The sequence below is a fragment of the Streptomyces sp. NBC_00568 genome, assembly GCF_026341855.1.
Classification (GTDB): domain Bacteria; phylum Actinomycetota; class Actinomycetes; order Streptomycetales; family Streptomycetaceae; genus Streptomyces.
On the sequence record NZ_JAPENW010000001.1, the window covers coordinates 7,079,032 to 7,093,591 of the forward strand.

Here is a 14,560-nt window from a genome sequence, read left to right on the forward strand (position 1 = left end):
CCGGTACCGCTCACACCGGCAGCGTCTCTCGTCAGCTACGTTCCGCCCCAGGCCCCGTTGGTCCCTTCGCGGGGCCGACCGGCCCCGAAGCGATGGGGACGGTCAGTCTGTTGACGACGCCCACCACACCGTCCACCCGATACGTCCCCCGGATCACGAGCGGAAGGTCTCCGCTGTGTTCCAGGACCCCCACCAGCGTGGTCATGCCGTCGCGGACCGAGACCGCCACCCCGTGGTCGGGCCGGCCGAGGGTGTGGGCCAGCACCTCGTCGCGGACCTCCCGGCGGATCTCGTCGTCCGTGCGCAGGAAGACACGCAGAAGGTCGCGCCGGGTGGCGATGCCGATCAGCCGGTCCTCCTCGTCCACGACCGGAAGGCGTTCGACCCCGTGACGCTCCATCACGCGTGCCGCGTCCGCGATCCGCTGCTCCGGATGCACGGTGATCGCGGGCGTCAACATCAGTTCCTCCGCCGTCACGGCGTCGGCGGAGGCGCGCCGGGCGGACCGGCCCAGTTGGGGAATCCGGAGCCGTCGTACCCGGGCGCCCGCAGACCGGCCCGCCTGGCGGCGGATCAGATCGGTCTGGGAGATCACGCCGACGACCTTGTCGTCGGCGTCCACGACGGGCAGCCCGCTGATCCGATGCCGGTCCAGCAGCCGTACGACATCCTTGAACGACATCTCCCGGTGTGCCTCGACGACATCGCGGGTCATCACTTCACCGACGATGCGGGCCATGCCGACCACCTTCTCCGCGCTCTCCCGTCACCTGCTGTCACTCGGTCGCGACCCGGGGAGTGCTGCCCGTCCGGCCTCCAGCCGCGCGACCGGGACGCGGAACGGCGAGCAGGAGACGTAGTCCAGGCCGCTCGCGTGGAAGAAGTGAACGGAGTCGGGGTCCCCGCCGTGCTCGCCGCAGACGCCGATCTTCAGGTCGGGGCGCGCGGCGCGGCCCTCGTCGACCGCGATCCGCACCAGCCGGCCCACACCGTCGCGGTCGAGGGTCTCGAAGGGTGAGGTGGCGAAGATGCCCTTGTCGAGATAGGCGGAGAAGAAGGCCGCCTCGACGTCGTCGCGGGAGAAGCCCCAGGTGGTCTGGGTGAGGTCGTTGGTGCCGAAGGAGAAGAACTCCGCCTCTTCGGCGATCCGGCCGGCGGTGAGTGCGGCCCGGGGCAGCTCGATCATGGTGCCGACCGGGCAGTGCACGGGGATGCCCGACTCCTCGGAGACTTCGGCCAGGACGCGTTCCACCTCGGCCCGCTCGATGCGCAGTTCCTCGACGGCGCCGACCAAGGGGACCATGATCTCCGCCTCGGGGGAGCCCCCGGCCCTGGTGCGCTCCACGACCGCCTCGGCGATCGCCCGCACCTGCATGGCGACCAGCCCCGGGACGACCAGGCCCAGACGGACGCCGCGCAGCCCGAGCATCGGGTTCTCCTCGTGCATACGGCTGACCGCGTCGAGGAGTTCGGTGTCGTGCGAGGTGGGCACGGTGCCCTGTGCCTCGGCGGTGGCGATGCGCACGGCGAGGTCGGTGCGGTCGGGCAGGAACTCGTGCAGGGGCGGGTCGATGAGCCGGATGGTCACCGGCAGGCCGTCCATCGCCTTCAGGATGCCGATGAAGTCCTGCCGCTGGAGCGGCAGCAGCGCGACGAGCGCCTTCTCGCGCTCGGCCTCGTCGCGGGCCAGGATCATCGCCTCGACCAGCTTGCGGCGCTCGCCGAGGAACATGTGCTCGGTACGGCACAGCCCGACGCCTTGTGCGCCGAATCGCCGGGCGCGGGCGGCGTCCTCCGGGGTGTCGGCGTTCGCCCGCACCTCCAGCCGCCGGACGCCGTCGGCCCGTTCCATGGCGCGGGCCACGGCCTCGACCAGCCCGTCGGACCGCTCGCCCGTCTCGAAGTAGCGCATCACCACGGAGTCGACGAGTGGAGCCGCACCCAGGTACACGGCGCCCTCGGAGCCGTCGACGGATACGACCGTGCCCTCCTCGACGACGGTGCCGCCCACGGTGAAGCGACGTGCCGCGGAGTCGACGGTGAGTTCCTCGGCGCCGCACACGCACACCGTGCCCATGCCACGGGCTACCACGGCCGCGTGGCTGGTCTTGCCGCCGCGGCTGGTCAGCACCGCCTGAGCGGCGATCATGCCCGGCAGGTCGTCGGGGGTGGTCTCCTGACGTACGAGGACGACGTGCTCGCCCGCGGCGGCCCGGCGGACCGCTTCGGCCGAGTCGAACACCGCCGCGCCCACGGCCGCACCCGGCGAGGCAGGCAGCCCATGGGCGAGCGCCTCGCCGATGTCCGAGGTGTCGAACCGAGGGAACATCAGCCGGGCCAGACCGTCCCCGCCGACCCGGGCCAGCCCCTCGTCAGGGGTGATCAGGTTCTCGTCCACCAGCTCTGCCGCGATGGCGAACGCGGCCTCGGCGGTGCGCTTGCCCACGCGGGTCTGCAGCATCCACAGCCGACCCCGCTCGATGGTGAACTCGATGTCGCACAGATCCCGGTAGTGCGTCTCCAAAGTTCCCATGTGACCGCGCAGTTGGCCGTAGGAGACCGGGTCCAGCTCCTCGAGAGCGGTCAGGGGAACGGTGTTGCGGATGCCGGCGACGACGTCCTCGCCCTGCGCGTTCACCAGGTAGTCGCCGTACAGGCCGGGCCGGCCCGTGGACGGGTCACGGGTGAAGGCGACGCCGCTGCCCGACTCGGACCCCAGGTTGCCGAAGACCATGATCTGCACATTGACCGCGGTGCCCAGGTCTTCCGGGATGTGCTCGCGGTGGCGGTACACCCGGGCGCGCTCGCCCCTCCACGACTCGAAGACGGCGAGCACCGCGCGGCGCAGCTGCTCGGCCGGGGACTGCGGGAAGTCCTGGCCGGTCTCCTTTCGGATCAGGTTCTTGTACGTCCCGACGAGGCCTGACAGGTCAGCCGTGTTCAGCCCCAGGTCGTTCGTCACCCCTCGTGATCGCTTGAGGGTGGCCATGGCGTTCTCGAACACAGAGCTGTCGACGCCCATGACCGTGCTACCGAACATCTGCACCAGGCGGCGGTACGAGTCCCAGGCGAAGCGTTCGTTCCCGGAGACCTTCGCCAGGCCGAGCACGGAGTCGTCGTTGAGGCCGATGTCGAGAATCGTCTCCATCATGCCGGGCATGGAGAACCGCGCCCCCGAGCGGACGGACAGCAGCAGCGGGTCGTCGGGCCGACCCAGCCGTCGTCCCGCCGCCCTTTCCAGCGCGGTGAGGTGTTCGGAGATCTCACCGGCCAGGGTGTCCGGCTCGGTGCCGTCGGCCAGGAAGGCCCGGCAGGCCTCGGTGGTCACGGTGAAGCCCGGCGGGACCGGCAGGCCCAGCCGGGTCATCTCGGCCAGGTTCGCGCCCTTGCCGCCGAGCAGGTCGGCCAGGTCACGGCCGCCTTCCGTGAAGTCGTACACGTAACGGACCATGACGCCGGTCTCCTTCGATGGGCTCCGGGCTGGGTATGTCTCCAGCGTCCGGCCCGGGGGGACCCGAGGGGCAGGTGCTGTCGGTCCCCTCCCGTGGGCCGACCGGCCCAGTGGAGGTCCGTTCCTCCCCGGTGGGCGCGCCCGAGAGCGGTCCGGCGTGGGGTGTGAGGCGCATGGGGCTGCGGTCCAGGTCAGGACCGCTGTCCCATGGTTCGTAGGCGCCGATGCGGAGTACCGCGCACTCGGCTCGATCCGCTACCGCCCGCTACGGCGGACGATTACCGTGAACATGACCGGTACCGTTCGTGTGTTCGTGTGTTGAGGGACCTGGAGGAGCGCAGGGTGGAAAGCCCCGAGGAGGCTCGCGTGCGGCTGCCTCAGTTGCGGCTGGACGAGCTGCTGGAAGAACTGCAGGCGCGGCTGGACGCGGCCCGTGGCACCCGTGACCGGGTGCACAGCCTGCTGGAGGCGGTGCTGTCGGTCGGCCGGGAGCTGGATCTGGAGCAGGCTCTTCACAGCATCGTGGAGGCCGCCGCGGTACTGGTCGACGCGGAGTACGCGGCGCTCGGCGTGATCGGCCCGGACGGCAGGCGCCTGTCCGCGTTTCACACCGTGGGTGTCAGCGAGGAGCAGATCGCCGCCATCGGACCGTATCCGGAGGGCCACGGCATCCTGGGCGAACTGATCCGCCATCCCGAGCCACTGCGCCTGGCCAAGATCTCGGAGCACCCGTCCTCGTACGGCTTCCCGGCGCACCACCCGCCGATGAACACCTTCCTCGGTGTCCCGATCCGGGTGCGCGACCAGGCCTTCGGCAACCTGTACCTGACCGAGAAGCGGGGCGGTGCCCCGTTCGACGAGGAAGACGTCTCGGTCACGCAGACGCTCGCCGTCGCGGCCGGCGTCGCGATCGACAACGCCCGGCTGTACGAGGAGTCCCGGCTGCGCGAACGCTGGCTCCAGGCGAACGCCGAGATCACCCACAGTCTGATGTCCGGCGGCGAGGGCGCCGAGGTCCTCGCTCTGATCGCCGAGCGGGCCGGTGAGATCACCGGATCCGCCCTTGCGGCCGTCGCTCTGCCCATGCAGGACACCAGGTCGCTCGCCGTGGAGATCGCCGTCGGGATGGACGCCGAGGCGCACCGGGGTCTCGTGCTCTCCATGGACAAGAGCCTGATGGGGCTGGCGTTCTCCGGCGCCGCCTCCGTCACCAGCGCGGACGTCACCCATGACGAGCGCATCTCCCCGGAACCCCCGCGGTTCGGCGGACTCGGCCCCGCCGTGGCCGTGCCCATCGGCGCGGGCGACGCGGATCCACGAGGTGTGGTCCTGCTGGCACGAAGGGTTGGCCAGCCGGTGTTCTCCGCGACGGAGACCGAGACCTTGCAGGCCTTCGCCGGACAGGCCGCCATCGCGATGGAGCTGGCGGAACGCCGACAGGACGCCGAGCAGGTCGCGGTGCTCAAGGACCGCGACCGTATCGCGCGTGACCTGCACGATCTGGCCATCCAGCGGCTGTTCGCCACCGGCATGACGCTGCAGAGCGCCGGCCGCTTCATCGAGCACGAGGAGGCCGCCGAGCGCGTGGTGCGCGCGGTCGACGACCTCGACGAGACCATCAAGATCATCAGATCGACGATCTTCGGCCTGCGTAGCCGCGAGGGCGCAGGAGAGGCCGGCCTGCGGACCCGTGCCGTACGGGGGGTCGGAGAGGCCGCGCAGGTCCTCGGCTTCGCCCCCAGCCTCCGTATGGAGGGTCTGCTGGACACCGACGTGCCGAAGGAGATCGCCGACCACGTCATGGCCGTGCTCTCCGAGGCCCTGACCAACATCGCCCGGCATGCCCATGCGGACCGTGCCGACGTAGTCCTGGCCACGGACGGGCGGGAGGTACGGCTGTCGGTCACGGACAATGGTGCGGGCATCCCCGCCGACGGGCGCCGCAGTGGGCTACGCAACATGGCTGAGCGCGCCGAGCAGTTGGGCGGTGAGCTGGAGCTGGGAGAACCCGAGGGCGGCGGCACGGCGCTGGTCTGGCGCGTGCCGGCGCAGAGGTTGTAGGGGCTGGGGCACACAGCGCCCGCGCTCGACTCCTTCTGCGGTCCCACGTGGGAGTGACGAGGTTGCTGAGCCGCGACAGTCCGCAGTGGCCTTGCCCACGCCGGCGCCGGGAAAGGGCCGGCTCGCGCGTTACGGCGATGCCTGCGCTCGTCGGGGGGAGGGGGCTTCCCGGAGGAACGAGGGTTCCGGGTCGCATCCCGCCCGCGCCGGGTGGCCGGTTCATGCGACCGCCCCGACCCCGTTCTCGGCGGGCTCAAGGACCGCGCGGCCCCACGCGCAAGGTCCGATCCGGACCTCTGTACGGCCCCCTCGGCTCATGCACCCCAACCGCGGGCGGAGTTGGCTGGAGGCAAGAAGAACGACGCCGACCAGGGAGGGTGAGGACAGTGGGTACCAGTCTCACACCGGAGTTCTGGGAACGGTTCGCGGTGCTGCTCGTGCTGGCCGTGGGTCTGACGGCTGTCCTCGCCGCGGCCTTCGACGGTCTCACCGTCCGATTGTTGCTCCGTCGGTCGCACAAGACGCTGCCGGAGGCGCCGCACCGGCCGGATCGGAAGGACCACCGCACGTCGGTGCACTGCTGAGGTGCCTTGCGGCCAGTGCTCTGCTGGGCCGGGGACTTGGTCCCCGGCCCATGCTGCTGAGCGCGGCGACAGTGCCGATGTCCCCGCTCCGCCCGCTTGGAGGCTCGTTTCCTCCGTCGGCTGGTCAGCGGGACCCATCCTCCGCGCGACCCGCTGCAGGGCGTCCCCGGACTGACATGACGTCAATTCCCGTGCCCTGGGCCGATCGGACCCTGACCGGGACCTCTGGCCCCCTGTGGGACGCGCGTGGACCCGAGACTGACGGCGCATCCCCGAAGGAGGTTCGTACATGCCCACCATCACCGTCGGCCTCGACGGCTCGCCCGAAAGCCTCGCCGCCGCAGACTGGGCCGCCCGCGAAGCAGTGCAACGACAGGCACCCCTGCGTCTCCTGCATGCCGGGCCCTCATCGGGTTCTCCGCACCCTCCCTTCCCGGGGGTTCCGGCGCCGGACGCGATCGAGGCGCAGCGCGCCTGGGCCGCGCACTTGCTGCGCGAAGCGGAATCCCGGCTCAGGGACCGCCACCCCGGCCTGCGGATCACCACCGAGCAGGCCGATGAGCAGGCCGCCCCGGCCCTGCTGGCAGGAGCGGAGGACACCGAACTGCTGGTTCTCGGGTCCCGGGGCCTGGGCGCCGTGGCCGGGTTCCTGGTCGGTTCGGTCGCCCTCGCCGTGGTGGCGCGCTCCGAGCGGCCCGTCGTCCTCGTACGGGCCGGTGAGCACGCCGCGGACGAGCATCTGCCAGACGCCACGGGTGGCGCCGCAGCGAGCAGCAGTCCGTACCGTGACGTGGTGCTGGGGCTGGACCTGGAGGAACCGGGCGACGCCGTCGTCGAGTTCGCGTTCGAGACCGCCGCGCGTCGTGCGGCCGGCCTGCGGGTCGTTCACGGCTGGAACCCGGCCGCCGTCTTTGGCCACGCTGCCGCCCCGGATTCGGAACTCGACGCCGAACTGGCGGAGGAGACACGCCTCGGGCTGCACGACCTCCTGCGCCCGTGGAGGGGCAAGTTCCCCGGGGTGGAGGTGCGGGCGCAGGCCGTCATCGGCAGCGCGGGCCGGCACCTCGTACACGCCTCGCGGGACGCGTCGCTGGTCGTCGTCGGGCGGAAGAGACGGCACGCGTTGGTCGGCGGCCGCGTCGGCCCTGTGGCGCACGCGGTGCTGCAGCACGCCTCCGCGCCGGTAGCAGTGGTGCCGCACGACTGACGTGTGGAAACGGTCCGTCCGCGGCGTCGGCACCGCGGCGCGGGCGAAGGAGGACCACTGGCCAGAGTCGACCGGCTGCCTCAGGGGCCCGGTCGGCCCACGCGCCGGGTGACTCCAACGTTCTGACCCTGCGGGCCGAACGCGGTGAGGAGACGAAGGAGAAGCACCGTACGGAGTTCCGCTACGGCACCTTCGCCCGTTCCGTTCGTCTGCCGGCTGGAGCCAGGGGCGAGGAGGCGACAGCGGAGTACAAGGACGGTGTTCTGACCATCACGGTCCCGGCCCCGGAGGAGAAGACGGGGACCAGGACCATCCAGGTGCGGCGCGGCTGAGGGCGGGCACGTCGGGCCGCATCGGGTGTGCGCGGCTGGTGATCCACCGGCCGCGCACACCGCTGCGACGCTTCCTTCGACGTCTCGTCGGCAGTGCGCAGGAAGACCTCGAGCAGCCTCCGGCGACGTTCGGAGCTATGGGTAGAAATGGGCCGAACGTCCCCGCCAAGGGCCGGTCCGCCCCTCGTGCGGCGCGCTGACGGGTGCGACGGTGAAGTGGACCCCTGTGCTGCATGGAAGGCGGTGGGGACGATGACACTTCCCCTGGTCACGGGCATCGACGGTTCCGATGAGAGCTTGACGGCGGTTGACTGGGCGGTGGACGAGGCCGCCCGGCACGGTCTCCCACTGAGGCTGGTGCACGCCTCACGCTGGGAGCGGTACGAGCGGGCCGTTCCGTCCCACAGTCTGAGCCGCCCGTCGGAGCGCGTGTTCCTGGAGAATCTCGTGGCCACCGCGGCCGAACGTGCCGGGCGCCGCGATCCGGAGGTGAAGGTCACCACCGAAATCGTCCCCGACGACGCGGTGGACGCTCTCCTGCGCGAGGGCGACAACGCGTTCGCGCTCGTGACGGGAGCGCGCGGCCGCGGTGAGTTGAAGAGCCTGCTCCTCGGCTCCGTGGGCCTGGCCGTGGCGGCCCGTGCAAGCTGCCCGGTGATCGTTGTCCGGGGCGACAAGGCGGGCTTGGCCGGCTCCCACGAGAGGATCCTGCTGGGTGCGGGCGAGCCGGTGACCGGTGAGGAGACGGTGCGCTTCGCCTTCAGCGAGGCCGAGGCACGCGGATGTGCCCTGGACGTCGTACGAGCCTGGCGCCGCCCCGCGCACGAGAGCGCCGACGATCCCGCGCTCGCGGACGAACCGGCACGAGGGCACGAGGAGCGGGCCTCCGACCTGCTCGACACGCTGCTGCGGGGCGCCGAGGCAGACCATCCGGATGTCCGGGTGCTGCGCGTCATGGTCGAGGGACCGGCCCACAGCGTCCTTGTGCGCCGCTCGGCAGCCGCCGACCTGGTGATCGTCGGGGCCCGGCGCAGGCACGGCCACCTCGGGCTTCAGCTCGGCCGGGTGAGCCACACCCTCCTCCACCACGCGGACTGCCCGGTGGCGGTCGTACCGCACACGGTGTGAGCGTCGCTCGCGCCTGTGCGTGGCGTCCCGGGCAGCCCGACATCCTGATGCTCCGCCATCCCCGCAGCCTCTGCTGACGGTGCCGCCGTCCGGCCGCTCACCGATCAGCGTCGGGCTGCCGGATCGAGCGGTCTGCGCTCAACCCGGTGAGACGTGTCAGCTCCTTCTCCTCCTTCTCCGGACCGGCGTAGGGCTTCACACAGAGGGGCCGGACGGCCCCCGGAGGGGACCGGGCAGCCTCTGCCCCCGCGCGGGCCGCAGCGTGACGCTGGTACCGGACGACAGACCGAGCCCTGGAGGTGCCGACATGCTTTCGCCCGTTGTCGTAGGAGTCGACGGATCCACCGAGAGTCTGGCCGCCGCCGCATGGGCGGCCCGCGAGGCCGAGCGGCGTGACCGACCGCTGCACCTGGTACACGCCTGGGACTGGCACCCCCGCCGCCAGGAAGGCGAGATCGCCGGCGCAGCCCAGCGGAATCTGGCGCGGAGTTCGCTGCGCCGGGCGGAGGAACGCGTCCGCGCCGAGTGTCCCGGCGTCCGCCTCACCGACGAGCAGACGGAAGGCCCCGCCACCGCAGCCCTGTTGAAGGCGGCGGACCAGGCCGACCTGATGGTCCTGGGATCTCGCGGACTGAGCGGCTTCACCGGATTCCTCGTGGGTTCCGTGGCACTGGGTGTGGTCGCGAAGGCGACGCGTCCCGTCGTTCTCGTCCGGGCGGGCGAGGAGGCGGCCGACGAGCATGTGCCGACCCGCGAAGGAAGCGCCGCGACGAATACCGGCTACCGGGACGTCGTGCTGGCCGTGGACCTCGACGAGGGCTGCGACGAGGTCATCGAGTTCGCCTTCGAGGCCGCCCGGCTCCGGCACGCGCGCCTGCGGGCCGTGCACGCCTGGCACACCGCCGGCCCGATCGGCCTGGGACCCGGCGACATCGGCATGGTCCAGGAGTCCTGGCAGGGCGAGGAATGGCTGGGCTTCCTCAAGGCCGTGCTCCAGGTGTGGCGCGACAAGTACCCCGACGTGGAGGTCCTGGAGACGGTGGTGGACGACAAGCCTTCGACCGCGCTCGTGAGGGCCGCGACCGGAGCGAGTCTCCTCGTCGTCGGCCACCGCCTCGCCGAACGCCCGCTCGGCCCCCGAACCGGGCCCGTCACCCATGCCGCGATCCACCACGTCGGCTGCCCCGTCGCCGTCGTACCCCATCTCTAGAGGAGCCCCGAGAGCGCGTGCCTGCTCTCGAAGGACACGCGACAGCGGAACGGACGAAGGAGGTGACGGCCATGACAAGGCCAGTCGTAGCCGGCCTGGACGGTTCGAAGGAGAGCCTCGCGGCCGCAGACTGGGCGGCCAGGGAAGCCCTTCGCCGCGGACTGCCGCTTCGTCTGGTGCACGCCTGCGAGGGCCTGCCCGACGACGGCACCGCCGCGGCCCTGCCCGAGATCCGGGCACCGCAGTACCACGCGCGGCGAGTGCTGCGCGGGGCCGTCGACGTACTGCACGAGCGCTATCCGGCGCTGTACATCGCCGCCGAGCAGGTGCGCAGGCAGCCAGGTCCAGCGCTCCTCGCCGAGGCGGAGATCGCTGAGCTGCTGGTCATCGGAAGCCAGGGGGCGAGCGGTGTCGGGGGGTTCCTCTCGGGGTCGGTCGCCATGGCCACCGTGGCTCACGTCGACCGGCCCGTCGTCCTCGTACGGGAGGGCGAGACGGCGACGGACGAACACCTCCCTGACGCTCTCGGAAAGCCGTCGACCGATACACCCCACCGTGACGTGGCGGTCGCCGTCGACGTCGGCGCGCCCTGCGACGCCGTCCTCGACCACGCGTTCCGCGCGGCCGAACTCCGTGCGGCGCCGCTGCGCGCCGCGTACGCCTGGCACGTGCCGCTCACCAGAGGCGTCCCGGGCGTCGAGGAGCGTACGCGGATCCGGGAGGCGGCGGAGCGCGCGCTCGCGGAGCTGCTCGAACCCTGGCGCGCGAAGTACCCCGGCGTGATCGTCCAGGCCAACCTCCACGAGGGCCGCGCCGCCCACGTCCTCGTACGCGCGGCAGGCGGGGCCGGACTACTGGTGGTGGGCCGTCGTCGGCGGCATACCGCGGTCGGCGCCCACACCGGCCCGGTGGCCCACGCGTTGCTCCACCACGTGCCCCAGCCGGTCGTGCTGGTCCCGCACGACTGACAGCCGCGCCGCTCGGCCGCCGTCCGCCCCGCCCGGCCCCGGGAACGTGTTCCGGCCGGGTCCGGCGACGGGTGAGGCGACGGCCGAACGGCCTGGCGGCCGGGCCGTCCGTACCCTGCCACGCGGGCCGGACGGCGCGGTGTGGATGAAAGGGACCGAAGCGAAAGCCGTGACGTTCGGACGGACCGAGGTGTGTGCCATGGATCGCGTCACCGCCCTTGCGGCACGATCGCGGCGGCTGTCTCAGAAGACCGTGTCCGTACCCGCTGGTGCCGTCCTCCTGGCCGTCACGGCTGTGGCCCTTTTGGCAGGTGGCATCGCCTGGATCGTCGGCGCGGGTACCTTGGCGGACCTGTTCTGGGGACTGGGAACGGTCGCTGCCGTCGTGCCGGCGGCCGGATGGGTGCTGGCGTCGCTGCGGCACGGAGACGTGGGTGTGGACCTGATCGCCGTGCTCGCCCTGGGAGGCACCCTGGCCGTGGGTGAATACCTGGCCGGGGCCCTGATCGCGTTGATGCTCGCCACCGGCCGCACCCTCGAGGCCACCGCGCAGCGGCGTGCCTCGCGCGACCTGCGCGCTCTCCTGGAGCGAGCCCCGCGCTCCGCCCGCCTGCGTACCGCCACCGGCGTACGGGTGATGCCGTCGGCCGAGGTCCGTGCCGGCGACCTGCTCGTCGTGGGTCCCGGGGAAGTGGTTCCGGTCGACGGCCGGGTGGAGAGTGCCATCGCCGTCCTCGACGAATCCGCGCTCACCGGCGAGCCCCTCCAGACCGAGCGGTCGCGCGGGGAATCCGTACGCAGCGGTGTGGTGAACGCGGGCGCCGCCTTTGAACTCCGCGCCACCGCCGTCGAGCGGGACAGCACCTACGCCGGCATCGTGCGGCTGGCCCAGGAGGCGGGCGCCGAGTCCGCGCCCGTCGTACGCCTCGCCGACCGCTACGCGGCATGGTTCCTTCCCCTCACCCTCGCGGTGGCGGGTCTGGCCTGGCTGGTCAGCGGCTCCGCGGTCCGGGCGGTCGCCGTCCTGGTGGTCGCCACCCCGTGTCCGCTGCTGCTGGCCGCACCGGTGGCGATCGTCTCCGGCCTCTCCCGTGCCTCACGCCTCGGCGTGGTCGTCCGCGGCGGCGGCGCCCTGGAGAACCTGGGCCGGGCCCGCACGCTCCTGCTGGACAAGACCGGCACACTGACCGCCGGACGTCCCCGCGTGCTGGACGTGATCGCCCCGCCCGGCGGTAAGCCCGCGGAAGTGCTCCGCCTGGCGGCATCCGTCGACCAGTACTCGCCGCACGTCCTCGCCCGGGCCATCGTCGACACGGCCCACAAACGCGAGCTGAGCCTGTCTGTTCCCTCGGAGGTGAGCGAGGAACCCGGCAGGGGCGCTGTCGGCACGGTGGACGGCCACCGGGTGTCGGTCGGCCGCGTCGCCGCCTCGGACACGCGCGCGCCCTGGGCCAGGGCCGTCGACAACCGCGCGCTCCTCGACGGCGCGGCCGTCGCCTGGCTGACCGTCGACGGCCGTCCGGCCGGTGCCGTCCTCCTTCGGGACCCCGTACGACCCGACGCGCCCCGCACTCTGCGCCATCTGCGAGCGGCGGGCATCGAACGGCTGCTGATGCTCACCGGCGACCGCGCCGAACCCGCCCATGAGGTCGCCGCCGTCCTCGGTCTCGACGACGTCCTCGCCGAGCTCGGCCCCGCCGACAAGGTCGCCGCCGTACGCGCCGAGCGTGCGCACGCGGTCACCGTGATGGTGGGCGACGGCGTCAACGACGCCCCCGCGCTCGCGGCGGCCGACATCGGCGTGGCCATGGGAGCGCGCGGTTCCACGGCATGCTCCGAGGCGGCAGACATCGTGCTGACCACCGACCGTGTGGACCGTCTGGCGGACGCCGTCTCCATCGCCGTACGAGCCCGGCGAATCGCCGTGCAGAGCGCTCTGGGAGGCATGCTGATGTCGCTGGCCGCGATGATCGCGGCCGCGTTCGGCCTGCTCCCGCCGGCTGTCGGCGCCCTGCTCCAGGAAGGGATCGACGTCGCGGTCATCCTCAACGCCCTGCGCGCGCTGCGCGTCGACCAGGCCGCGCGGCCGACGCTCACCCCCGCCGCCGAGGCACTCGTCCAGCGTTTCGCGGCCGAACACGACGACCTCCAGGACGTCCTCGAAGCCGTGCGCGGCGCGGCCGACCGGGTCTCCGACAGCCCCGGCCCCCAAGCCCTCGCGGCTGTCGAGGAGGTGCACAGGCTGCTCACCGAGCGGCTGCTGCCGCACGAGAACGCCGAAGAGCAGGAGCTCTATCCGGCTCTTGCCCCCGCGCTCGGCGGGCCCGAGGCCACCGCCACCATGAGCCGTGCCCACACGGAGATCGCACGGCTCGCCCGGCGGATAGCGACGCATCTCGACCTGTCGCATGCCGACGGCGGCCTGGCTCCCGGGCAACTCGACGACCTGCGATCCTGCCTCTACGGCCTGAACACCGTCCTGCGTCTGCACTTCACCCAGGAAGAGGAGAACTACTTCTCGCTGGCGGCCTCTCCGCCCGACGGAGGCCGCCACCAGGGCTCATGAGAGGGCTCACTCGATGTCGAGTACCTCGTGCACGGGGCGGCGCGGTGTGCCGGGGCCTGCCGGGCCGTATCCGAGCCGGAGAACCATCTGGATGAATCCCATCGCCGACTCCGGGTCGCGCACGGCCCAGCGGAGTTCGGGCCATTCGAGGGCCTGGGAGGTGAGTGAGGTGGCGAGCCCGTCCAGGGTGGCCTGGAGCAGAACGCGTTCCATGGCCTGGCCCGCCAGCAACCAGTCCCTCGGCCCGTCGCCCGCGGTGCCCAGTACGGCGAGCTGGGGCGTGTTCTCGAACGCGGCGGCCTCGCGGCCGGGAACGGGGCGCCTGCCGGCGAAGTCACGCACGGGCGCCCTGCCGGAGCGTTCGCGAGGGCCGAAGGCGTTCTCCGGTATCCCGTCGCTCGCCGCTTCGGCCGCTCCCGTTCCTCTACGGGTCCATTGCCTCAGCTCCTCCGAGGCGGCGGAGTCCATGGCGTCGCGGCCCTCGGCGTCGTGCACCAGGTCCAGCAGCGTCTCCACGTGCCACGCGCCGGGGAAGACCAGATGTCCGCCCTCCAGGAGGGCGGCGGCGCACAGAGCGTCCTTGAGGGCCTGCGGTATCGCCTCGTCGGTGAAAGGCTGACGGCTGGTGTGGCGCCGGTGGACCGCCGGATACAGCGGCGCTAGGTCTTCCGCGGATTCATTGACCGCAAGGGCAGGGCTGGTGAGCCGTACCGCCGCGAGCAGCCGAGTGTCGGCGGGGTCGGGCAGCAGCTCGGTGACCGGTGCCCAGCCCGCATGGGTGGCGGCGACGCGCAGGTTCAAGAGGGCAGCGGCGCAACCCAGGTGAAGACCGCGGGTGGTGGGGTCGGCGTGCGGCATGGCGCGCTCGAGATCCGCGTACAACCGGAAGGTGCTGTCAGCGCGCCGAAACCGGAATCTCCATGGCTGCGCGTTGTGCATGGAGGGGGCCCTTGCGGCGTCTTCGACCAGGGCTTTCACGGTCGTCGTGTCGAGTTCACGTACGGACATCGGACCTGCCTCCCTTCAGGCCGACCGGCCATTCACGGAAGGGCG

11 protein-coding genes are annotated in these 14,560 nt (G+C 72.1%); 8 read left to right on the forward strand and 3 right to left on the reverse strand.

Annotation, left to right across the window (positions count from 1 at the left end; genetic code table 11):
* Window positions 1-31: 31 nt before the first annotated feature.
* Window positions 32-739 (reverse strand): CBS domain-containing protein, encoded by a 708-nt coding sequence (locus OOK38_RS30790; protein WP_266849011.1) that lies wholly within the window; start codon window positions 737-739, stop codon window positions 32-34.
* Between the two features lie 27 nt (window positions 740-766).
* The gene (gene ppdK / locus OOK38_RS30795; protein WP_266849013.1) at window positions 767-3,451 is read right to left on the reverse strand and encodes a pyruvate, phosphate dikinase; all 2,685 of its coding nucleotides are present in this window, start codon (window positions 3,449-3,451) and stop codon (window positions 767-769) included.
* Window positions 3,452-3,793: 342 nt separating this feature from the next.
* On the opposite strand from ppdK, the gene OOK38_RS30800 reads away from it, so the two are divergent.
* The 8 genes from OOK38_RS30800 to OOK38_RS30835 all read left to right on the forward strand — a co-directional run bounded on the left by OOK38_RS30800 (window position 3,794) and on the right by OOK38_RS30835 (window position 13,507).
* Window positions 3,794-5,512 carry a GAF domain-containing sensor histidine kinase gene (locus tag OOK38_RS30800; RefSeq protein WP_266849014.1) on the forward strand — a complete coding sequence of 573 codons (1,719 nt, stop codon included), beginning with the start codon at window positions 3,794-3,796 and terminating at the stop codon, window positions 5,510-5,512.
* A gap of 386 nt (window positions 5,513-5,898) precedes the next feature.
* Window positions 5,899-6,096 (forward strand): hypothetical protein, encoded by a 198-nt coding sequence (locus OOK38_RS30805; protein WP_266849016.1) that lies wholly within the window; start codon window positions 5,899-5,901, stop codon window positions 6,094-6,096.
* Window positions 6,097-6,385: 289 nt separating this feature from the next.
* On the forward strand, window positions 6,386-7,303 hold the full coding sequence (locus OOK38_RS30810; protein WP_266849018.1) for a universal stress protein: 918 nt from the start codon (window positions 6,386-6,388) through the stop codon (window positions 7,301-7,303).
* 122 nt (window positions 7,304-7,425) lie between these two features.
* Window positions 7,426-7,635, forward strand: a complete 210-nt coding sequence (locus tag OOK38_RS30815) for an Hsp20/alpha crystallin family protein (protein ID WP_323178855.1) — start codon at window positions 7,426-7,428, stop codon at window positions 7,633-7,635.
* Between the two features lie 252 nt (window positions 7,636-7,887).
* The gene (locus OOK38_RS30820; RefSeq protein WP_266849020.1) at window positions 7,888-8,763 is read left to right on the forward strand and encodes a universal stress protein; all 876 of its coding nucleotides are present in this window, start codon (window positions 7,888-7,890) and stop codon (window positions 8,761-8,763) included.
* 307 nt (window positions 8,764-9,070) lie between these two features.
* Window positions 9,071-9,973, forward strand: coding sequence for a universal stress protein (locus tag OOK38_RS30825; RefSeq protein ID WP_266849021.1), 903 nt, complete (start codon window positions 9,071-9,073; stop codon window positions 9,971-9,973).
* Window positions 9,974-10,044: 71 nt separating this feature from the next.
* Window positions 10,045-10,941: a universal stress protein gene (locus OOK38_RS30830; protein WP_266849023.1), complete on the forward strand. Its 897-nt coding sequence runs from the start codon at window positions 10,045-10,047 to the stop codon at window positions 10,939-10,941.
* A 199-nt stretch (window positions 10,942-11,140) separates the two neighbouring features.
* Window positions 11,141-13,507, forward strand: coding sequence for a heavy metal translocating P-type ATPase (locus tag OOK38_RS30835; protein WP_266849025.1), 2,367 nt, complete (start codon window positions 11,141-11,143; stop codon window positions 13,505-13,507).
* A 6-nt stretch (window positions 13,508-13,513) separates the two neighbouring features.
* Here the strand turns inward: OOK38_RS30835 and OOK38_RS30840 are convergent, their stop codons facing one another.
* The gene (locus OOK38_RS30840; RefSeq protein ID WP_266849027.1) at window positions 13,514-14,515 is read right to left on the reverse strand and encodes a nitroreductase; all 1,002 of its coding nucleotides are present in this window, start codon (window positions 14,513-14,515) and stop codon (window positions 13,514-13,516) included.
* Between the last annotated feature and the right edge of the window lie 45 nt (window positions 14,516-14,560).